Here is a 20428-nt window from a genome sequence, read left to right on the forward strand (position 1 = left end):
CGTCGGTGTGTTCACGAGGTCGCCCCCGCCCCGGCGCGTTCGGTAAGGATCGTGTCCCGCAGCGTCCGCGCGTTCACCGGCGACGTGCGCACCGCGCGGCGGATGCCCTCGGCGGTCACCTTCGCGTCCGGCCAACCGGCCGTCACCGACCGTGCTTCGGCGAGCAGTTCGGCCGGCGTGCGCCTGGGTCGACTCGACTTCGCCACCGCCGGGACACGCCCGGTGGCGCGGCGCGATCGGGTCGACTCTGCCGCCACCGGGCGCCGCTCGATCGGCGTGACGGGGGCCGGTGCGATCGAGGGCAGCGGCTTGGCCGGGAGACTCGACTTCAGGAAGCCGACGGCCACCGGTCGGGGCAGCACCGCCGCGTTCGACGTGATCGGCGCCGGGGTCGATACCGCGAGGTCAGCCGTAGACCGTTTCGCATCGGTCTCGGTCGATTCCTCCGCATTCGCGCTCACGGTCGGAATCGGGCCGGGGCGGTGGTGGAGCACCTTGGCGACCAGATCGGAACCGAAGTAGATCGACCCGACTGGCAGCGACGTGGCGAGCAGCACGAGCGCCCAGTTCGCCGGGTCCCAGTCGGCCAGCCGACCGAAGTCGACCGTGCCGCCGTGCAGCTCCGGAACGAGTCCGTGCACGTAGTTGAGGACCAGGGAAGCGACGGTGTAGGCGCCCAGCACCCGCAGCGCGAACGTCCGGTCGCGGTCGGCGAGTACGAGGGTGGCGACCAGGGCGAGCGCCATCAGGCCGTCGACCACGAACGGGTACAGCATGGCGGCCGTGTCGTCGGCTCCGACGGCGCCGGCGATGTCCCGCAGCGCGTTCCACGAGACGCGGAACGCCATGGCGACCACGGCGACCAGGGCCAGCACCAGGGCGGCGCGTCCCTTGCGGTGAAGGTTCATGCCGCACCCCCGAGGGCGAGCACGGTCGCGAGGACGAGCAGGGCGCCGCCGGTCAGGGTGAGGTCGACCGCGCGGCGCAGGCAGGTGAACTTGGCGACCGCGAGCCGGGACAGGCCGGCGATGTCGGCGGCCAGGCCCCCGCCGATGGCTGTGTTGATCTCCTCGGCGGTGAGCGTGGCCCACAGCGGGAAGCCGTGCCGACCATGCAGGTTCGGACGCACCGACCACAGCAGCAGCCCCGCCGCGCCGACCAGCAGCGCCAGACCGACACCGCCCGCCACGATGGCGGGCACGTTCAGCGGCAGGTCACGGGCGACCGTCCAGGTACCGGCGAGGACCGCGCCGACGAACGCCAGCAACAGTGCCGTCTTCGTGTCCGTCCGCGTAATCTCCGCCTTCACCTCGGCGTGTGCGGCACTCAGGTTCCGGTCGGTGGCGCTCACGCGGCACCCCCGGGCAGGGTCGCGTCGGCCGTGCGGTTGAGCAGCGCGACCCGCGCGGCCAGCGCCCGGCGGCGGGCCCGGCGGATGCGGCGCGCGTCCAGCTCGGTCGGCGTGCGGTCGAGGGTAATGATGTGCGCGTCCAACAGGTCGACGTCCGCGAGGATCACGGGCATCTCCAGCTCGATCGCGTCCAGCTCCGCGTTCGTCGGCTCGATGAAGTCGGCGAACGCGGTAACAGCTTCCTGAACAGTGACGATGTGGTTCATGGGTCGTGGTCTCCCTAGCAGGTGAAACGGCCCGAACAGCGGTCCCGGGTCTAGCCACCCGGGACCGCGCGCCGTTGTTGGTGAAGCCGCGCATCAGGCGAGGCATGGCCGCTGAGCAGCGGCCGAAGTGCCCCGGACCGGACTTGAACCGGCCAGACTGCCGTACGAGGCACGCCGGTCTTCTCCGCCTTGTTTCCGACCCCTTCGGGCAGGCGGACCACGGGTTACCGGCAGTTCCCTGTGTGGAGTTGTCAAGGCACTGACGCTTCCTTCGTACTCACCCCTGCGGGCTTTCCTCCGGGCGTTGCAGTACCTGTTTTACAGATACTGCATAGGGGTTCGTCAAGTACGGCGGCGCAATCTCTTGGTCTCGCGCCGGGACGTCTTGGCGTACTCTCAGAATCCCCGCAGGTCAGGGGAGTTGGTTACCCCGCTCATGGACAGCTCTGGGACTTCTGGCTACGGTCAAGAAGTCCCTAGACGTCCCACCGGGGGTGCAGATGTCGAACGAGCGCTTACGAACCGCCCTCCTCGCCCGGGGCATGACCGTGCAGAGCCTCGCTGAGACGATCGAGGTGAGCCCTAAGACGGTCGAACGCTGGATCACTCAGGGCAAGGTGCCGTACCTGCGTCACCAGTACGCGACGGCGGCGGCCCTCAAGGTCGACGTGACCACACTGTGGGAGGACGGTCGGACCGTCCACAGTGCGGCCGACCTGACCAAAGCCGAGATCGCGACGGTCTACCCGCATCGCCACACGGTGCCTTCTGGGCTCTGGCGAGAGCTGTACGGACGTGCTGAGCGCAACTTAGACGTCCTCGTGTACTCCGGGCTTTTCTTGTCCGAAGACCCCCTTTTTCACGACCTCGTGAGGGCGAAGGTGGAAGCCGGGGCGCGGGTGCGCATCCTGCTCGGGGACCCGGGATGTGCGGCTGTCCGGCAGCGCGGCATTGACGAGGGGCACCACATCATGGACGGCAAGATTCGCAACGCGCTCGTGCTGTATCGGCCCCTCATGCGGAGTCACCCGGACATCGGCTTCCGGCTGCACGAATCGACGCTGTACAACTCGATTTATCGGGCCGATGACGAAATGCTCGTCAACCCTCACGTCTACGGCATCGGCGCCTACATGGCGCCCGTCCTGCACCTGCGACGACTCCCCGGCGGAAGCCTCTTTGACACGTACGCGAATAGCATCGATCACACCTGGGAGAACGCACGCCAGATCACTGACCAGGACGTCACGAGCATCACGGGAGCCTGACCATGGGACGTATCGACTACCTGCACGACCCGGACGCCCCGCCGGCGAACTCGGTAGTGCCGTCCGTCGTCGCTTTCGTACAGAACGACGCGGGGCAGGTGTTGATGATCCAGCGCTCCGACAATGGCAGGTGGGCACTGCCCGGCGGTGGTCACGACGTGGGGGAGTCCATTAGTCACACGGTGGTGCGTGAGGTTTGGGAAGAGACCGGCATCAGGGCGGAAGTGGTCGACGTGTCCGGCCTCTACACAGACCCCGGGCACGTCATGCAGTACGACGATGGTGAAGTCCGTCAGCAGTTCAGCATCTGCTTCCGGGCCCGGCCGGTCGGCGGTGACCTTCGTACGAGCAACGAGACGACTCAGGTCCGCTGGGTTGACCCGGCGGACCTGGTGACGCTGGACGTACACCCCACGATGCGGCTCCGGATTGAGCACGCTATGGACCGGACGCGCACGGCGCCTTACATCGGTTGACGCTTGGCGGCGGCGACCCGTTCGAGGACGCGGCATGTGCACGCGAGGATCTCGGGTTCGGCACGCCGGATGAACCGGCCGATCAGGCTGTCCGGCCCGTAGCGTCCGGTAATTTCGTTGATCCGATCCACGGGGTTGGTCGGCGTGCCGTCCGGGGTGGTGTTCATGTCGCAGTAGCAGAGCGCATCGTTCAGGTGCTCGCTCTCACGGGGAAACTCGCCGTCCAGCTCAGCACGCAAGCCGCGCGCGTCAGCCTCAAGCCATGAGCACGAGTGATGAGCGACCAGGTTGACAACCCGCTCGTCAGCGTCGGCCACGTCCCGGAGATACCGCGCGCCGTCCAAGGGATGAAATCCCGTCTTGGCGAGATCCGGCGCATAGCCGATGTCATGCAGAACCGCCGCAGCCTCCAACAGGTCCGCATCCTGATCGAGGATGAGCGCGATGGTGCGCGCCCTCTCGGCGACCCCGAGGCAGTGTTTCCAGCGTCGCGGCAGCGGCTCAGCGAGCAACGACTCAGCCAGGGGATAGGCCCACTCCGTCAACGTCAACAAGCTACGAACGCCCCTCTCGCGCCGGCACGGCGCGGACCGTCCGCACCTTGCCCTGTCCTCCACCCGCCAGCACGCCGGCGGCCTCCAACTTCTCCAGGGCCTTGGTCACGGTCGGACGTGACACCCTGAACCGTTCGGCCAGCGCGGAAGCGCTCGGGAACGCTTCCCCTACTTTGAGCCCCTCAGTCGCGATGATCTCCGCAATCCGCTGATCGAGCGGGCGCCGGTCGATTTGCGCCCCCACGCGTACGACGCGCCACCGCTCGCCCGGTACCGGCTCGGCCACGCCCTCCTGACGCAGCACGCCGAACGCACGGAGGGCGACCCCCCGCGAGACCTTGTGGTCGCGCATGACATCAGCCAGAGACGGAAGCTCCGTCATGTCCGGGTCGTCCTCGATCTGCCTCTTCATGGAGTCGGCAATCTTCAGGAAGGTCCCCCGAGGGTTGGCCTGTTGTGACACTCGCTCTCCCTCTCCGTTCGCCCATCGTCACTCCAAGACTCCCATGACTCGCCACCGTCGCGGAGACGTCGCGACGGCAAGGAACGACGGCGCGGAGCCCGTCCAGGCGTGGTCTCGACTCGCTCTCTGAGGTCCCGGAACCGTCGATGGCGCGGCTACTTACATAGGCGTGCTGCGTGTGCATCCAACCGTCTGCGAGGTGGATGGGCGGTGACCTCCGAGCCTGCTCTACTCCACGGGCGGCGCCCGTCCCGCGAGCGCGCGGATTCGGACAGTTTTGGGACGCTGGCGACAGCTCCACGCCTCTGAGCTGCGGGAATGACGTCGTACCCCGGGGGAGTAACCGCCGATAACATACGGCCGTCCCGGACGGAATCTTGGCATCGTTGGACACGGGAGTCGACTTGTTGCCACGCTCTTATTGTCCGAAGAGGCGGACTCACGCATTGCAATAACGTCATTAGGGGGGCCGGTGCGGCGTCACGGATTCAATGACTCACACATGGCAGCCGGGCCTTTGCAGTCCTGGTTGTTGGCGGAGAAACGGCGGAGTGGCCTTAGCTTTGGTCAACTAGCTGCGCTGACGTTCGTCTCTAAATCCTCGTTGCAGCGGGCAACCCGAGGATTTGAGCTACCGAGTCGGCAGGTGTTCGAGGCTTTCATTAGCGGCTGCGCTTCGGATCCCGAAATCGCTGAGCGGGAGTGGCGAACGGCCATGGCGATGCGCCGCTATTTCCTAGGGCGCAGGATGTATCCAATCCGTCCCGAGAATGTCACGAGTCACAGTGAATTGCGTCAGGCTCTTGAGGATCTCATTGATCGACGTGGGCTCAGTCTTCGGCAGATTGAAAAGTTGACTGAAAAGCGAAATGGAAAACTTCGGCGCAGTACATTGAGTGATGCGCTGAGTGGGCGTCAAAACTTCAGTCGTGTTTCGGTTGCAGAGCTTGTCCGCTCGTGCGGGGAGAAAGAGGATCTGGCTCACGCGTGGGACGAAGCGTGGCAGCGAGCTGAGCGGGATAGGCGTGGTCGGAAAGGGCATCTGGGTGAGTTCCGCGCACTGCCGGCCGAGGTGAGGCAATACGTTGAGCTTGGCGTAGGGGAGATCTACAGCGTCTGTGAGCGCCACGGAGTTTCGAGCGCTGAGATAGAGATGTATATGCGTCAGTGCGCCGAGTTGCGGCGTCGTACGGGAATTTCTCATTATTGGATCAATGCCCCCGAGTCGTGGAAGGAATCCGTATCTCGGCCTTGCGGGGATGTGTCGGGAGGGATCGAAAGGGCTATACAGGGGGTGTTGATGGAGACTTTCGGTGGGCCTGTGGATGGTGGGCTATTGGGTGGACTTACGAAAGCTGTACTCAAAGAAATTGGCCAGAGTCGAGTGGCTGATGATGTCGAAGCATCAGAGTCTGTTGAGTAATCCTTAGAATGCGTCTATGTGTAAAGGGGTGACTTTCCTTGGTCGGCCTTGAGAGTGATGGCGGAGCGCGGGAGGGGTATTCGGTGAAAGAATCAAGCGAGCAGAAACGGCGCAAACCGTGGAGTTGGCCTGAGAGGTGGCAAGTCGCACTGGCTGCGGCGGGTCTGTTGGTGGCAGCCATTGGCACCATTGGGCAGTACGTGCAGTAGCGCGGGTCACGCACGAGTGTTTGTAGCGATACCCCATCCTGGTCCCCCAGGTGTTCCCCACAGAGGGCACGCCCTCTCGATTCACCAGGTCACAGAGGCGATGCGGGGTCCACTGTAAAGCTGCCGCCTAGCTGCAGCGCGCAGCAATTAGCGCGACCGGGTTGTGGTCGGCTCGCGCGGCGACCACCTGTGGTTCCACACCGGAACTGAGCCACGTGGAGACGGCGACGGCGGCATGGCGTAGGCCATGGGGGCGCTTGGCGAGCTGGGAGGCGCGTTGAGCAGGAGGCGGGAGGGATCGGCTGCGGGGTCGTGAGCTGGGCGGTCAGGGTCAGAGTCATGAACTCGTCAGATAGGCTGCCGCCTCTTGCAACGGCATCCTCCTGATGAGGTGTGAATGAAGACAGGCAGACGCACCGTCGCGGTGGCCACGCTCGTGGGGACGCTGGGGCTCCCGGTGCTGAACGCGCCGACGGCTCAGGCGGCGGACACCGGTATCACCGTGTCGGACATCGTCATCAACAAGGGCAAGCCGATCGTCGTCGGCACGTCGAAGGAGGTGGAGCCGCCCATCACTTTCAACATCGCGCTGCCTCCCGGGTACAGCACTGCCAACCCCTTCCGCTACGAGGCGTACCCCTTCCTCTACCGCGGCAGCATCAAGACGGCGGCCGACACCGGAGAGAACTTCATCCGGCCGGGCAGCTACACCTGCTACGAGATCGACTCCAAGCATGCTCGCTGCGAGGGCGACCTCTACATCGACCCGCACCCGAGCCGGGAGCACGTCGACTCCAACAGCGACGCCACGACCTGGAAGGTCGGCGTCTCGCTGAAGCTGTGGAAGGCCGGCGGCGACCTCAAGACCGGGGAACTGGAGACGCGGTCCACGACGGCCCAGCTCAAGCGTGCGGCCAAGGCAACCGCCAACGCCTCGCCGGAGCCGGTCACCAAGGGCAAGTCGATCACGGTCACGGGCAAGCTGACTCGCGCGAACTGGAGCACGAAGAAGTACGGCGCTTACAGCGGCCGTAAGGTCAGCCTTCAGTTCCGCGCCAAGGGCGCCGACACCTTCAAGACGGTCAAGAAGGCCACCACCAGCAGCACCGGGGGTCTGAAAGCCACGGTCACCGCCTCGGTCGACGGCTCGTACCGCTGGGTGTACTACGGCAACTCCACGACTGGCGTCGCCACCAGCGCGGCCGACTACGTCGACGTGCGCTGACACCCTCGGTGCAGGGTCGGGATCTCGCCGCCCTCGGCCCTCGTCAGCGTGACCCCCATCAGGCCGCGTAACCCGCGTTCCGCCACGGCGGCGGTCGGTGGGGTGCCTGTGGGGCAGAGGGGTGGCAGGCCGAAGAAGAACCAGGCCAGGCGGATCACCTCACGCGGACTGTAAATCTGCCGGCTCAGCCTTCCCAGGTTCGAATCCTGGCGCCGCCACAAGGGAGGACCCCTCCGTACTGCGAGACGCAGCACGGAGGGGTCCTCGCGTTTGCTGCGGGGTATGTGTGGGGCGGGTCGCTCGGGGAGACTGGCGGGATGTCGTCACGTCGTAGGCGTTGTCCCGAGTGCCGTCGCGAGATCGCCGTCGTGGCCGGGCGGTACGCGCGTCACGATCCGCCCGGCGCCCGGGGGAGCGGGGAGCTCACCTCGTGCCCGGGGTCCCGCCGGTACGCTCTGGCCGGCGCCGAACAGCCGTCGCTGGACGGATACGTCGTACCGGAGTTCCCGGGGCAGATGCCGCTGTTCTAGCCGTCCTCGAGGAGCTTTCCGCGTCCTCCCGATCCCCCTCCCGCGGCTCACTCGCCCGCCACGGCCTTCACCGCCACCGGGACCGGCACGGGGCCGCTGATCAGTTCCAGGGTCAGGCCGGCCGTCGAGGAGCCCTCCACCAGCTCGGCCAGGACGGCGGCCACATCGTCGCGGGGGACCGGGCCGCGGCCGGTGTGGGCCTCCAGGCGGACCAGGCCGGTGCCGGCGTCGTCGGTGAGCATGCCGGGGCGCAGGATCGTCCATTCGAGGGCGTCCAGGCCGCGGACGTACGCGTCGGCCTCGCCCTTGGCACGCTGGTACACGTCGAAGACCTCGTCCCCCTTATGGGCCGGGTCGGCACCCATCGACGAGACGACCACGAACCGCCGCACGCCCGCGCGGACCGAGGCGTCGGCGAAGAGGACCGCCGCGGCCTTGTCCACCGTCTCCTTGCGTGCCGTGCCGCTCCCCGGACCGGCGCCTGCGGCGAACACTGCGGCGTCCGCGCCCCGGAGTTGCTCCGCGACATCCGCCACCGAGGCCGACTCCAGGTCGAGTACGACGGGCTCGGCACCCAACTGCCGCAGCGCGTCGGCCTGCTCGGACTTGCGAATGATGCCCGCGACTTCGTCCCCGCGCGCGACGAGCAACCGCTCCAGCCGCAGCGCGATCTGACCATGACCACCAGCGATGACAATGCGCATGCCTTCGACCGTACGCCGCGACGATCGCATCCGCCGCACGGCACGGCCCGGAAGGAGAGCAACGAAAGGAACAGGAGCAGGAGCAGCAGGAACGACGGGAAGAACGAGAGGAACCGGCGGAGGGGTTACGTGGTTCCTGCCCGGCCCTGCCGGGGCAGGCCCGTTGTCGGTTCCGGTTCCGGTTCCGTGGTCGTCGTCAACGAATCGCAGTACTGCCGTACCGCGCTCGTGCGTGCGACCACGCGTCCCCGGTGCACCACGATCCGGCTGTACGCCAGGGACAGTGCCGCCGACAGCCGGTCGCCGCGGACCGCGAGCAGTTCGGCGGGGAAGCCCGCCTCCACCCGCACCTCGGGCAGCCCGAGGGCGGCGCGAGCCGACGTGCTCACCGTCTCGTAGGCGTCCTCGGGGGACAGCCCGTGGTGGGAGGCCAGCAGGTACGCCGCCTCCAGCGGGTCGCCGCGGCCGACCGGGTTCGACACGTCCCGCAGGGCGCCGCTTCCGGCCGCCACCCGTACGCCCGCCGCGCGTAGCAGCCGTACCGGAGCCGTGCCCGTGCCCCGGCGGTCGAGGCCTCCGCAGCCGCCCTGGGGCAGGCACACCACGGTCACCCCGGCCGCCGCCAGGTGGTCAGCGGTACGTGCGGCGGCCTCGGCGGGCAGCCGGTCGAGGCCGCCGCACGGGCTGAGCGTCACACCCGGCCGCAGCCCGCCCGCCATCGCGGCGAGCCGGGCCACTCGGGCGGGGTCGGCGGTGTCCGTGTGCAGGTCGACGGGGCAGCCGTGCTCGGCGGCGACCTCCAGGACCGCTTCCACGTACCCCGTGGGGTCGGGATCGACGTCCGGGCAGCCACCCACCACCGACGCGCCCATCTTCATCGCGTCCCGCAGTATCGCGATCCCGTCGGCTCCTGCCACCCCGGTCAGCACGCGCGGCATCGCCACCGTCGTCAGCTCGGTCAGCCCGCGCAGCGAACGCCCTGCCTGCAGTACGGCGGTGAGCGCGCCGAGTCCGGTCATGTCGTCCACGCGCACGTGCGCCCGAAGTGCCGTCGCCCCGTGCCCGAGCTGGAGCAGCGCGGCCTCCGTCGCCCGGTTCCGGACGTCGTGGGGGTCGTACGGGAGGGGGCCGTCGGATGCTGCGGACAGGGCGGTGTCGGAGTGGGCGTGCGGTTCGGCGGGGGCCGGGAGGAGCAGGTGGCCGGCCAGGTCGACCCGGGTGCCGCCCGTACGGGTGCCGTCCAGGGTCAGGCTGCCGGCCGTGCCGACCGCCTCGATGCGCCCGCCGCCCAGCCGTACGTCCACGGTCCGGCCGTCGGTGAGCCGCGCCCCGCACAGCAGGAGCGGCGCCGGGTCGGACGGGCCCGGGGACGGCACGGGCGACGAGGGGGGCGGTGGCTGCGGCCGGTTGTCGGGCATCGCGCTCCTGGGGCTCGGACTGCGCACGGCTGTCGCAGGATCACACAGAGGGAAGATCACGCAGAGTGAGTCGAGCCTAGGGCGGAGGCTCGTCCCTCGCCGGGAGGAGCGTAAGAGTCAGCAATAGTCGTACCGGCGTGGCCGAGCAGGGGCCGCCGGGGTCCGGTGGGGGTGTCACGGAGGGCCGGACGTGACCTCCGGGACCGCCGTGAGGGAGTGACCGACAGGGTGGGACAGGGGCCGCGAAACGGATTTGGGTGAACGGCGGCGGAGCGTGTAATGTCTTCCTCGCTCGCCCCAATAGCTCAGTCGGCAGAGCGTCTCCATGGTAAGGAGAAGGTCAACGGTTCGATTCCGTTTTGGGGCTCTGGTGTGTGAGGTTCCCGTCGCGAGACGGGAACCAATCGCATCACAGCGGTGTAGCTCAGTCGGTAGAGCAAGCGGCTCATAATCGCTGTGTCACCGGTTCAAGTCCGGTCACCGCTACACAAAGTAGCCGATTGCGGGGTCGGTCCTTCGATCGGCTACTCTTTCTGCGTTCATCCAGTTTCATTATCCCGTCCGTCCAAGGAGCACTCACGTGGCTGCCACCGACGTCCGCCCGAAGATCACGCTGGCCTGCGTGGAGTGCAAGGAGCGGAACTACATCACCAAGAAGAACCGGCGTAACAACCCGGACCGTCTGGAGATGAAGAAGCACTGCCCGCGTTGCAAGGCGCACACCGCGCACCGCGAAACGCGATAAATCAGGCTCGTACGCGAGGCCGTCCCCCTTGTCGGGGGGCGGCCTCGCGTTGTTCTTCCCACCGGCCGACCAGGGCCGCACGAGACACAGGAGGTGCCGCGCGCATGGCGCTCGACCAGTCCTTCGTGGGGCGGAGCTACCCGCCCACCGTTCCTTATGAAGTGGGCCGGGAGAAGATCCGCGAGTTCGCCGAAGCGGTGGGGGACGCCAACCCGGCGTACACGGACGCGGAGGCCGCCAAGGCGCTCGGCCACCCCGATGTGATCGCCCCGCCGACCTTTGTGTTCGCGATCACTTTCAAGGCCGCCGGACAGGTCTTCACCGACCCCCAGCTCGGCCTGGACTACAGCAGGGTGGTGCACGGCGACCAGAAGTTCGCCTACCGCCGCCCGGTGCGTGCCGGCGACCGGCTCACCGTCACCTCGACCATCGAGGCGATCAAGTCGATGGCGGGCAACGACATCCTGGACGTCCGCGGCGAGGTGCACGACGAAGCCGGCGAGCACGTCGTGACCGCCTGGACCAAGCTGGTGGCCCGCGCCGCCGAGGGGGCGTGAGCAGCATCATGACGGCGAAGATCTCCTACGCCGACGTCGAGGTCGGTACCGAACTGCCCGCACAGACGTTTCCCGTGACTCGGGCCACCCTCGTCCAGTACGCGGGTGCCTCCGGCGACTTCAACCCCATTCACTGGAACGAGAAGTTCGCCAAGGAAGTCGGCCTGCCCGACGTCATCGCGCACGGCATGTTCACCATGGCCGAGGCGATCCGTGTGGTCACCGACTGGGTGGGCGACCCGGGTGCGATCGTCGAGTACGGCGTCCGCTTCACCAGGCCGGTCGTCGTCCCCAACGACGATCGGGGCGCCACCGTCGAGGTCACCGGCAAGGTCGGGGCCAAGCTCGACGACCACACCGTCCGCGTCGACCTCACGGCGACCAGCGCCGGGCAGAAGGTGCTGGGGATGTCGCGGGCGGTCGTACGACTCGCCTGACCGAAAACCGCATCACGTGGCATGGCGCAAGGGGCGCTCTCCCAGGAGAGCGCCCCTTGCGCCATGCCGGGCCCACCTCTTGACGTGGTTAGTGATTGAGTACTAACTTATTGGTGTGGTCAGGATGAGTGCGGAGGAGAGGCGCGAGAGCATCGTTCGCGCGGCGAGTGCCGAGTTCGCCCGTGGTGGTTATCACGGCACGTCGACCGAGGCGATCGCCAAGCGGGTCGGCGTCTCGCAGCCGTATCTCTTTCGCCTTTTCCCGGGTAAGAGGGCCATCTTCCTGGCGGCGGCGGAACGCTGCGTGGAGGACACCATCCGCATGTTCACGGAGGCGTCCGAAGGGCTGGAGGGTGAAGAGGCCCTGCATGCCATGGCGAACGCTTATATGCAGACCATCGCGGAGCGGCCCGAGCTGCTGATGATGCAGATGCAGATGTACCTCGCGGTGGCGGCAGCCGAACAGGAGGGCGACGAGGAGTTCGGTGCGAGCGTGCGCGCCGGCTGGCTGCGGCTGTGGGACACCGTCCACCTCGTGCTGGGGGCCGACGTCAACGAGACGACGACCTTCATGGCGTACGGCATGCTCATCAACTGCCTGTCCGCCATGGGATTCCCGGCCGGACACCGGATCTGGGAAGGGCTGGACCTCTCGGCGCGGATCGAAGGGCTGCCGAAGAAGTAGGAAGCGGCGCCCTCGGGAGACCCGATGGATCAGATCCATCAGATCCATCAGATCCGACGGATCCGTCGGATCCATCCGGTGGGGGCGATCGGAGTGAAGGAAAGCGTTGCTGTGCCGTCTTTTTCTGCGCGTGAAAGTTAGTCATCAATAACTAACAACATCATCTCCTGGGGGAGCGATGTCACAACAGACCGCACGCGGCGGCTCGGCCACCTGGGCACTCGTCATCACCAGCGTCGCCGGCTTCATGGCGGCCCTCGACAACCTCGTCGTCACCACCGCACTGCCCTCCATCCGCAAGGACCTGGGCGGTGCCCTGCCCGACCTGGAATGGACCGTGAGCGCCTACACGCTCACCTTCGCCGTCCTGCTGATGTTCGGCGCGGCACTCGGCGACCGCTTCGGCCGCCGTCGGCTCTTCATCGCCGGCATCACCGTCTTCACCGCGGCCTCCGCCGCCGCGGCCATGGCTCCCGGCATCGACTCCCTGATCGCCGCCCGCGCGGTGCAGGGCGCCGGTGCCGCCGTCATGATGCCCCTCACCCTGACCCTGCTCACCGCAGCCGTACCCGAGGCGCGGCGCGGCATGGCGTACGGCATCTGGGGCGCCGTGAACGGCTTGGCGGTGGCCTCCGGGCCGCTGGTCGGCGGCAGCCTCACCGAGCACATCTCCTGGCAGTGGATTTTCTGGCTGAACGTCCCGCTCGGTCTGATCCTCGTCCCGCTCGCCCGCCTGCGCCTCGCCGAGTCCCGCGGCACCGGAGCCCCGCTCGACCTGCCCGGCACCCTGCTCGCCAGCGGCGGACTCTTCGGCATCGTCTACGGACTGGTCCGCGGGCCCGTGGACGGCTGGACCGGCATCGTCGTCCTGACCGGACTGTTCGCCGGGACCGCGCTGCTCGTGGGCTTCGTGCTCTACAGCATCCGCGCCAAGCACCCCATGCTGCCGATGCGGCTGTTCCGCTCCCGCGCCTTCTCCGGCATCAACGCGGCGAGCCTGCTGATGTTCCTCGGCATGTTCGGCTCGATCTTCCTGCTCAGCCAGTACATGCAGGGTGTGCTCCGCTACACGCCCACCGAGGCGGGCCTGCGGATGCTGCCCTGGACCGGCATGCCGATGCTCGTCGCCCCGATCGCCGGCATCCTCTCCGACCGCATCGGCGGCCGTCCGGTCGTTGCCACCGGCCTCTTCCTGCAGGCTCTCGGCCTCGGCCACCTGGCCGTGGTGGCGACCGCCGACGCCTCCTACGCCGCCCAGCTGCCCGCCCTGATCATCAGCGGCATCGGTATGGGGCTGTACTTCGCCCCGGCCTCCAACCTGGTGATGTCCAGCGTCCGTCCGAAGGAACAGGGCATCGCCTCCGGAGCCAACAACGCCCTGCGCGAGGTGGGCGGCGCCCTCGGCATCGCGATCATGGCGTCGATCTTCGCGTCCCGGGGCGGATACGAATCCGGTCAGGCCTTCGTCGACGGTATGTGTCCGGCGCTGGTGACCGGTGCCGCGGCGGTCGCCCTCGCGGGCGTCGCGACCCTGTTCATACCGGCCCGCAGGCGGCCCACCGCCCCCACCTCGCCCCCCGCCGGTCCGACGCCCGAACCGGTACTGGAAACAGCCTCCTGAGCCCTTCGAAATCCCCTGGACCCCCTCCACCCACCACGGAGGAGACCCACCCGCCACGGAGGGGACCCACCCGCCACGGAAGAGAACCCTCCACCCACCACGGAAGGACCCGGTCATGCCCACGCTTCCCTGGACCGTCCCGAACCCCCCGCCGCCCCACACCGAAGTGCACGTCTTCGCCTCCCGCTTCGAAACCCGCACCCTCTGGGGAGCCCTGCGGTTCTTCCTCAGGACACCCGGTGTCTGGCGACAGGTGAGCAGGGCTCCTGGCGCGTACGGAGCCTCCCTGAAGGCGCAGCCGCTGCGGCGGACGTTCTGGACCGTGTCCGCCTGGGAGTCCCCGAAGGCCCTCGGAGCCTTCGCCCGTACCGGCCCGCACGCACCGACCGCCCGAGGGCTCCTCCCGCAGATGCGTGACGCCAAGTTCGCCGACTGGACCGCGAAGAGCGAGGACCTTCCCGTCGACTGGACCGAAGTACGGCGCCGCCTCACCTGAACACCCGCCTCACCCGAACACCCCTCCCGCGCGTGAACACCCCTCCCGCGCGTGCGCACGCCCCGCGCGGACACCAGCACCCACCCGCCACCCACACACGCGCACGCCGGCGCTCCCGGCCCCCGCAGCCCCGTCCGGCGGGGGCCTTAGTCTTGAGCCCGTGCAGGAACTCCACGACGCCCCCCTCGCCCCGCTGACCACGTTCCGCCTGGGCGGCCCCGCGACCCGGCTGATCACCGCGACGACCGACGAGGAAGTGATCGCCGTCGTCCGCGAGGCCGACGACAGCGGTACGCCCCTGCTGATCATCGGAGGCGGCTCGAACCTGGTCATCGGCGACAAGGGCTTCGACGGCACCGCACTCGTCATCGCCACCCGGGGCCTCACCCTGGACGGCACGCACCTGGAACTGGCGGCCGGAGAGGTGTGGACCGACGCCGTCGCCCGCACCGTGGAAGCCGGTCTGGCCGGTGTCGAGTGCCTGGCCGGCATCCCCGGCTCGGCGGGCGCGACCCCCATCCAGAACGTCGGCGCGTACGGCCAGGAGGTCTCCTCCACCATCACCGAGGTCGTCGCCTACGACCGCCGGGCCCGCGAGACGGTCACCCTCACGAACGAGGAGTGCGTCTTCTCCTACCGGCACAGTCGCTTCAAGGCCGACCCCGAGCGCTACGTCGTCCTGCGCGTCCGCTTCGGCCTGGAGGACGCCGACGGCCTCTCCGGCCCCGTCCGGTACGCCGAGACGGCCCGCGTCCTCGGCGTCGCACCGGGCGACCGCGTCCCCCTGCCCACGGCCCGCGAGACGGTCCTGAAGCTCCGCGCCGGAAAGGGCATGGTCCTGGACCCCGAGGACCACGACACCTGGTCGGCCGGCTCCTTCTTCACCAACCCGATCCTCACGGGTGAGGAGTTCACGGCTTTCCGGACCCGGGCGAAGCAGCACCTCGGCCCCGACGCCGAGCCCCCCGCGTACCCCGCCGGCGAGGGCCTCACCAAGACCTCCGCCGCCTGGCTGATCGACAAGGCCGGCTTCACCAAGGGCTACGGCGAGGGCCCGGCCCGCATCTCCACCAAACACACCCTCGCGCTCACCAACCGCGGCGAGGCGACCACCGAGGACCTGCTGGCACTCGCCCGCGAGGTGGTGGCAGGAGTGCGCGAAACCTTCGGCATCATCCTGGTCAACGAGCCGGTGACGGTGGGGGTCGGCCTCTGAGGAGCCGCGGACCGCCCGCCCTCACCTCACTCCGTCGGAGCCGCCGGCTTTCACCCCGTCGGAGTAGTCAGCCACCGGTCGATCCCCGCCAGCAGCTCCGCCCTGACCGCCTCCGGCGCCGCCGACCCGCGCACCGACTGCCGCGCCAGCTCGGCCAGCTCGGCGTCCGTGAAGCCGTGGTGCTCGCGCGCGATCTCGTACTGGGCCGCCAGCCGCGAGCCGAACAGCAGGGGGTCGTCCGCCCCCAGGGCCAGCGGCACGCCCGCGTCGAACAGCTTCCGCAGCGGCACGTCCCCCGCCTTCTCGTACACCCCCAGCGCCACGTTCGACGCCGGGCACACCTCGCACGTCACCTGCCGGTCCGCGAGCCGCCGCAGCAGCCGCGGGTCCTCCGCCGCCCGCACCCCGTGCCCGATCCGGTCGGCCTCCAGGTCGTCCAGGCAGTCCCGCACGGACGCGGGCCCGGACAGTTCACCCCCGTGCGGCGCGGACAGCAGCCCGCCCTCGCGCGCGATGGCGAACGCCCGGTCGAAGTCCCGGGCCATGCCGCGCCGCTCGTCGTTGGACAGCCCGAAGCCGATGACTCCCCGGTCCGCGTACCGCACCGCCAGCCGGGCCAGCGTGCGCGCGTCCAGGTGGTGCTTCATCCGGTTCGCGGCGACCAGCACCCGAATCCCGAGCCCGGTGTCCCGCCGCGCCGAGTCCACCGCGTCCAGGATGACCTCCAGCGCCGGGATCAGCCCGCCCAGTCGCGGTGCGTACGACGTCGGATCGACCTGGATCTCCAGCCAGCCCGACCCGTCCTTGAGGTCCTCCTCCGCGGCCTCCCGCACCAGCCGTTGGATGTCCTCCGGTTCCCTCAGGCACGAGCGCGCCGCGTCGTACAGCCGCTGGAACCGGAACCAGCCCCGCTCGTCCGTGGCCCGCAGGCTCGGCGGTTCCCCGCTGGTCAGCGCGTCGGTCAGCGTTTCGGGGAGGCGGACGCCGTACTTGTCGGCCAGCTCCAGCACGGTGGCGGGGCGCATCGACCCGGTGAAGTGCAGATGCAGATGGGCCTTCGGCAGCAGGGAGAGGTCACGTACACGTTCCATCCCGAAATCCTGCCGCACCTCCCGGGGGCGCCGGTAGCGCTTTCCCCGAACGTGGTCTTGCTCGCACGCCGGCACGAGGGAAACGGAAGCGGGCCGCCTCCCCGAGGGGAAACGGCCCGCCCGTGTCCTCACGGGAGGACACGGAACCGGTCCTGCGATCAGTCCTGTGCCTCCGCCAGCAGCTTCTGGATCCGGCTCACGCCCTCCACCAGGTCCTCGTCGCCCAGCGCGTAGGACAGCCGCAGGTACCCCGGAGTGCCGAAGGCCTCGCCGGGGACGACCGCGACCTCGACCTCCTCGAGGATGAGCGCGGCCAGCTCCACGGAGTTCTGAGGCCGCTTGCCCCGGATCTCCTTGCCGATCAGGGCCTTCACCGACGGGTAGGCGTAGAACGCGCCCTCGGGCTCGGGGCAGACCACGCCGTCGATCTCGTTGAGCATCCGCACGATGGTCCTGCGCCGGCGGTCGAAGGCCTCGCGCATCGTGGCGACCGCGTCCAGGGAGCCGGAGACCGCGGCCAGCGCCGCCACCTGGGCGACGTTCGACACGTTGGACGTGGCGTGCGACTGAAGGTTGGTGGCGGCCTTCACGACGTCCTTCGGACCGATGATCCACCCGACCCGCCAGCCGGTCATCGCGTACGTCTTCGCGACCCCGTTGACCACGATGCACTTGTCCCGCAGCTCCGGCAGGACGGCGGGCAGCGAGGTGAAGGTGGCGTCGCCGTAGACCAGGTGCTCGTAGATCTCGTCGGTCAGCACCCACAGACCGTGCTCGACCGCCCAGCGGCCGATCGCCTCGGCGTCCTCGGCGCTGTAGACCGCGCCGGTGGGGTTCGAGGGGGAGACGAACAGGACGACCTTGGTCCGCTCCGTCCGCGCGGCTTCCAGCTGCTCCACGCTGACGCGGTAGCCGGTCGTCTCGTCGGCGACGACCTCGACCGGGACACCGCCGGCCAGGCGGATCGACTCCGGGTACGTCGTCCAGTATGGGGCCGGGACGATGACCTCGTCGCCCGGGTCGAGGATCGCGGCGAAGGCCTCGTAGATGGCCTGCTTGCCGCCGTTGGTGACGAGCACCTGGGCGGGATCCACCTCGTAGCCGGAGTCGCGCAGCGTCTTCGCGGCGATCGCGGCCTTCAGCTCCGGCAGCCCGCCGGCCGGCGTGTAGCGGTGGTACTTCGGGTTCCGGCACGCCTCGATCGCGGCGTCGACGATGTAGTCCGGGGTCGGGAAGTCGGGTTCACCGGCGCCGAAGCCGATCACCGGTCGCCCGGCGGCTTTGAGGGCCTTGGCCTTGGCGTCCACGGCGAGGGTGGCGGACTCGGAGATCGCACCGATCCGGGCGGAGACCCGGCGTTCGGTGGGAGGGGTTGCAGCGCTCATGGGTCCATCGTTCCAGACCGGAAACCTGCCCGGCACGGGGGTTTCACAGACTGAACAGGTCCTGGCCAACCTCTGAACACCAGTCCGGATCCGCCCCGCCGGCCCCCTCCGTCGGGACGATCTTCGGCCGGGAGACCGGATCACGGGCGCTTTCTGTTCGACGCCCGGCTCCGGAACACGTACACTCACACCTCGTTGGCCTTCTGCGGCCGCGCTCACCGGGTGTACACCAAGCATCCGGTCGGATGCGGTACGTTGGGGGACACACAAAGGGTCGTAGCTCAATTGGTAGAGCACTGGTCTCCAAAACCAGCGGTTGGGGGTTCAAGTCCCTCCGGCCCTGCTACACACAACCTTAGCCAGGATGTGTACGCATGTACGTACAGCAATGCACCGCCGTGCGGCTCATACCGGGCGCGGCACGGCCATGACCCGGAATCAGGTGAGGACGAGTGACGGACGCCGTGGGCTCCATCGACATGCCTGATGCCGAGGACGAGGCGCCGGACTCCAAGAAGAAGACCCGCAAAGGCGGCAAGCGGGCCAAGAAGGGTCCGCTGAAGCGCCTCGCGCTCTTCTACCGCCAGATCGTGGCGGAGCTTCGCAAGGTTGTCTGGCCGACCCGGAACCAGCTGACGTCGTATACAACCGCAGTGATCATCTTTGTGGTCGTCATGATCGGCCTGATCACACTGATCGACTACGGGCTCGGTCACGTCGCCAAGTACGTATTCGGCTGAGCCGCCTGCGAAGAGCGCCGAGGTACCCGGCGCTCCTTTCGCGTGTTCCACCCCTATGTATCCAGGAAGAAGCAGCCACCGTGTCTGACCCGAACGTGAACGACGCCATCGAGCCGGTCGAGTCCGTCGAGGACGAGCTCGACACCGTCGGGGGCGCGGACAGTGAGGCCTCCGAGGCCTCCGCAGAGGTCGAGGCTGCCGACGCCGCCGCGGACGAGTCCGAGACGGCGGCCGATGCGACCCCCGAGGCCGAAGAGGCCGAAGAAGCGGATTCCGACGAGGACGCCGCCGCCGAGGCCGAAGAGGTCGAGGACGCCCGCGACCCGGTGGAGAAGCTCCGCGAGGAACTGCGGACGCTGCCCGGCGAGTGGTACGTCATCCACACGTACGCGGGCTACGAGAACCGGGTGAAGACCAACCTGGAGCAGCGCGCCGTCTCGCTGAACGTCGAGGACTTCATCTTCCAGGCCGAGGTGCCGCAGGAAGAGGTCGTCCAGATCAAGAACGGCGACCGCAAGACGATCAAGCAGAACAAGCTCCCGGGTTACGTCCTGGTCCGCATGGACCTGACGAACGAGTCCTGGGGCGTCGTCCGCAACACCCCCGGTGTCACCGGCTTCGTGGGCAACGCCTACGACCCGTACCCGCTGACCCTGGACGAGATCGTCAAGATGCTCGCCCCGGAGGCCGAGGAGAAGGCCGCCCGCGAGGCCGCCGAGGCCGAGGGCAAGCCGGTTCCGCAGCGCAAGGTCGAGGTCCAGGTGCTGGACTTCGAGGTCGGCGACTCGGTCACCGTCACCGACGGCCCGTTCGCCACCCTTCAGGCGACCATCAATGAGATCAACCCCGACTCCAAGAAGGTCAAGGGCCTGGTGGAGATCTTCGGCCGCGAGACGCCGGTCGAGCTCTCCTTCGACCAGATCCAGAAGAACTGACCCGGTCCTGAACAGCCCGGACAGTCTGGACCACAGCTTCCGAACAGGTCAGGCGAACGCTCAGGCGTCTGCCTGACCTGCTCGGTTTTTGGCCGCACATCCATACCCGCTATCGTTGTGCGGTATGCCTGTGTCCGGGTGATTCCCGGTACGCGGGCAGGACCCGAATCGAAAGGACCCGGAGAGTCATGCCTCCCAAGAAGAAGAAGGTCACGGGGCTCATCAAGCTCCAGATCCAGGCCGGTGCCGCCAACCCGGCTCCGCCGGTCGGCCCCGCGCTGGGTCAGCACGGCGTCAACATCATGGAGTTCTGCAAGGCCTACAACGCCGCGACCGAGTCGCAGCGCGGCTGGGTCATCCCGGTGGAGATCACGGTCTACGAGGACCGTTCCTTCACCTTCATCACCAAGACCCCGCCGGCCGCGAAGATGATCCTCAAGGCCGCGGGTGTGGAGAAGGGCTCCGGCGAGCCGCACAAGACCAAGGTCGCGAAGATCACCGCTGCCCAGGTCCGTGAGATCGCCACGACCAAGCTGCCCGACCTCAACGCCAACGACCTGGACGCCGCGTCGAAGATCATCGCCGGCACCGCCCGTTCCATGGGCGTCACGGTCGAGGGCTGACCTCCACCCC

General features: G+C 68.3%; 24 protein-coding genes and 4 tRNA genes. 19 read left to right on the forward strand and 9 right to left on the reverse strand.

What is annotated here, in order from left to right; all coding sequences use genetic code 11:
- Positions 1-11: 11 nt before the first annotated feature.
- Genes OHB56_RS25115 through OHB56_RS25125 form a run of 3 tightly spaced genes read right to left on the reverse strand, consistent with a single transcriptional unit; the run spans position 12 to position 1617 of the window.
- Positions 12-908, reverse strand: a complete 897-nt coding sequence (locus tag OHB56_RS25115; protein ID WP_406355758.1) for a DUF2637 domain-containing protein — start codon at positions 906-908, stop codon at positions 12-14.
- A complete protein-coding gene (locus OHB56_RS25120) occupies positions 905-1351 on the reverse strand; it encodes a Pycsar system effector family protein (RefSeq protein WP_406355760.1) in 447 nt (148 codons plus the stop codon). Before OHB56_RS25120 ends, OHB56_RS25115 begins: the two co-directional genes overlap by 4 nt.
- Complete coding sequence (locus OHB56_RS25125; RefSeq protein WP_406355762.1) at positions 1348-1617, reverse strand: DUF6284 family protein; 270 nt, start codon at positions 1615-1617, stop codon at positions 1348-1350. Before OHB56_RS25125 ends, OHB56_RS25120 begins: the two co-directional genes overlap by 4 nt.
- Before the next feature lie 500 nt (positions 1618-2117).
- Between OHB56_RS25125 and OHB56_RS25130 the strand changes: the two genes are divergently transcribed.
- Positions 2118-2885 (forward strand): helix-turn-helix domain-containing protein, encoded by a 768-nt coding sequence (locus OHB56_RS25130; RefSeq protein ID WP_406355764.1) that lies wholly within the window; start codon positions 2118-2120, stop codon positions 2883-2885.
- Between the two features lie 2 nt (positions 2886-2887).
- Complete coding sequence (locus OHB56_RS25135) at positions 2888-3361, forward strand: NUDIX domain-containing protein (protein WP_406355766.1); 474 nt, start codon at positions 2888-2890, stop codon at positions 3359-3361.
- On the opposite strand, the gene OHB56_RS25140 is transcribed toward OHB56_RS25135, so the two are convergent.
- Positions 3349-3915: an HD domain-containing protein gene (locus tag OHB56_RS25140; RefSeq protein ID WP_406355768.1), complete on the reverse strand. Its 567-nt coding sequence runs from the start codon at positions 3913-3915 to the stop codon at positions 3349-3351. The genes OHB56_RS25135 and OHB56_RS25140 overlap by 13 nt on opposite strands.
- A gap of 1 nt (position 3916) precedes the next feature.
- Entirely contained in the window at positions 3917-4378 is a 462-nt protein-coding gene (locus tag OHB56_RS25145; RefSeq protein ID WP_406355770.1) for a GntR family transcriptional regulator, read from the reverse strand.
- Between the two features lie 502 nt (positions 4379-4880).
- Here OHB56_RS25145 and OHB56_RS25150 point away from each other — a divergent pair.
- The 4 genes from OHB56_RS25150 (at position 4881) to OHB56_RS25165 (ending at position 7765) form a co-directional block, all read left to right on the forward strand.
- Positions 4881-5801: a hypothetical protein gene (locus OHB56_RS25150; RefSeq protein ID WP_406355771.1), complete on the forward strand. Its 921-nt coding sequence runs from the start codon at positions 4881-4883 to the stop codon at positions 5799-5801.
- A gap of 606 nt (positions 5802-6407) precedes the next feature.
- Positions 6408-7235 carry a hypothetical protein gene (locus tag OHB56_RS25155; RefSeq protein WP_406355773.1) on the forward strand — a complete coding sequence of 276 codons (828 nt, stop codon included), beginning with the start codon at positions 6408-6410 and terminating at the stop codon, positions 7233-7235.
- Between the two features lie 112 nt (positions 7236-7347).
- Positions 7348-7453, forward strand: a tRNA-Tyr gene (locus tag OHB56_RS25160).
- Between the two features lie 99 nt (positions 7454-7552).
- The gene (locus OHB56_RS25165) at positions 7553-7765 is read left to right on the forward strand and encodes a hypothetical protein (protein WP_055595900.1); all 213 of its coding nucleotides are present in this window, start codon (positions 7553-7555) and stop codon (positions 7763-7765) included.
- A 47-nt stretch (positions 7766-7812) separates the two neighbouring features.
- Here OHB56_RS25165 and OHB56_RS25170 read toward each other — a convergent pair whose 3' ends face one another.
- Together OHB56_RS25170 and OHB56_RS25175 are read right to left on the reverse strand one after the other, a co-directional pair.
- Complete coding sequence (locus OHB56_RS25170; protein ID WP_406355775.1) at positions 7813-8469, reverse strand: NAD(P)H-binding protein; 657 nt, start codon at positions 8467-8469, stop codon at positions 7813-7815.
- A 125-nt stretch (positions 8470-8594) separates the two neighbouring features.
- Positions 8595-9887, reverse strand: a complete 1293-nt coding sequence (locus OHB56_RS25175) for an amidohydrolase family protein (RefSeq protein WP_326754242.1) — start codon at positions 9885-9887, stop codon at positions 8595-8597.
- A gap of 294 nt (positions 9888-10181) precedes the next feature.
- On the opposite strand from OHB56_RS25175, the gene OHB56_RS25180 reads away from it, so the two are divergent.
- From OHB56_RS25180 to OHB56_RS25220, 9 genes are all read left to right on the forward strand, one after another.
- A tRNA-Thr gene (locus OHB56_RS25180) sits at positions 10182-10254 on the forward strand.
- A gap of 46 nt (positions 10255-10300) precedes the next feature.
- Positions 10301-10373: transfer RNA gene (locus tag OHB56_RS25185), tRNA-Met, on the forward strand.
- Between the two features lie 94 nt (positions 10374-10467).
- On the forward strand, positions 10468-10632 hold the full coding sequence (gene rpmG, locus OHB56_RS25190) for a 50S ribosomal protein L33 (protein ID WP_006347275.1): 165 nt from the start codon (positions 10468-10470) through the stop codon (positions 10630-10632).
- Positions 10633-10736: 104 nt separating this feature from the next.
- The gene (locus OHB56_RS25195) at positions 10737-11189 is read left to right on the forward strand and encodes a MaoC family dehydratase N-terminal domain-containing protein (RefSeq protein ID WP_326754243.1); all 453 of its coding nucleotides are present in this window, start codon (positions 10737-10739) and stop codon (positions 11187-11189) included.
- An 8-nt stretch (positions 11190-11197) separates the two neighbouring features.
- Positions 11198-11626 (forward strand): MaoC family dehydratase, encoded by a 429-nt coding sequence (locus OHB56_RS25200; protein ID WP_326757130.1) that lies wholly within the window; start codon positions 11198-11200, stop codon positions 11624-11626.
- A 115-nt stretch (positions 11627-11741) separates the two neighbouring features.
- Positions 11742-12311: a helix-turn-helix domain-containing protein gene (locus OHB56_RS25205; protein WP_326754244.1), complete on the forward strand. Its 570-nt coding sequence runs from the start codon at positions 11742-11744 to the stop codon at positions 12309-12311.
- 178 nt (positions 12312-12489) lie between these two features.
- The gene (locus OHB56_RS25210) at positions 12490-13932 is read left to right on the forward strand and encodes an MFS transporter (protein ID WP_406355778.1); all 1443 of its coding nucleotides are present in this window, start codon (positions 12490-12492) and stop codon (positions 13930-13932) included.
- Between the two features lie 115 nt (positions 13933-14047).
- On the forward strand, positions 14048-14428 hold the full coding sequence (locus OHB56_RS25215) for a DUF3291 domain-containing protein (protein ID WP_326754246.1): 381 nt from the start codon (positions 14048-14050) through the stop codon (positions 14426-14428).
- A 160-nt stretch (positions 14429-14588) separates the two neighbouring features.
- Positions 14589-15644, forward strand: coding sequence for a UDP-N-acetylmuramate dehydrogenase (locus OHB56_RS25220; RefSeq protein ID WP_406355780.1), 1056 nt, complete (start codon positions 14589-14591; stop codon positions 15642-15644).
- A 50-nt stretch (positions 15645-15694) separates the two neighbouring features.
- On the opposite strand, the gene OHB56_RS25225 is transcribed toward OHB56_RS25220, so the two are convergent.
- Both OHB56_RS25225 and OHB56_RS25230 read right to left on the reverse strand, forming a co-directional pair.
- Complete coding sequence (locus OHB56_RS25225; protein WP_326754248.1) at positions 15695-16735, reverse strand: adenosine deaminase; 1041 nt, start codon at positions 16733-16735, stop codon at positions 15695-15697.
- 158 nt (positions 16736-16893) lie between these two features.
- Positions 16894-18120: a pyridoxal phosphate-dependent aminotransferase gene (locus tag OHB56_RS25230; RefSeq protein WP_055592511.1), complete on the reverse strand. Its 1227-nt coding sequence runs from the start codon at positions 18118-18120 to the stop codon at positions 16894-16896.
- A 270-nt stretch (positions 18121-18390) separates the two neighbouring features.
- On the opposite strand from OHB56_RS25230, the gene OHB56_RS25235 reads away from it, so the two are divergent.
- The 4 genes from OHB56_RS25235 to rplK all read left to right on the forward strand — a co-directional run bounded on the left by OHB56_RS25235 (position 18391) and on the right by rplK (position 20418).
- Positions 18391-18463 (forward strand) — tRNA-Trp (locus OHB56_RS25235).
- A gap of 109 nt (positions 18464-18572) precedes the next feature.
- Positions 18573-18860 carry a preprotein translocase subunit SecE gene (gene secE, locus OHB56_RS25240; protein WP_055570299.1) on the forward strand — a complete coding sequence of 96 codons (288 nt, stop codon included), beginning with the start codon at positions 18573-18575 and terminating at the stop codon, positions 18858-18860.
- An 80-nt stretch (positions 18861-18940) separates the two neighbouring features.
- Positions 18941-19795, forward strand: coding sequence for a transcription termination/antitermination protein NusG (gene nusG / locus OHB56_RS25245; RefSeq protein ID WP_326754249.1), 855 nt, complete (start codon positions 18941-18943; stop codon positions 19793-19795).
- Between the two features lie 188 nt (positions 19796-19983).
- Positions 19984-20418 carry a 50S ribosomal protein L11 gene (rplK, locus tag OHB56_RS25250; protein WP_055570301.1) on the forward strand — a complete coding sequence of 145 codons (435 nt, stop codon included), beginning with the start codon at positions 19984-19986 and terminating at the stop codon, positions 20416-20418.
- Positions 20419-20428: the final 10 nt, after the last annotated feature.

It is taken from the genome of Streptomyces sp. NBC_01635 (genome assembly GCF_045209715.1).
Lineage (GTDB): Bacteria > Actinomycetota > Actinomycetes > Streptomycetales > Streptomycetaceae > Streptomyces > Streptomyces hirsutus.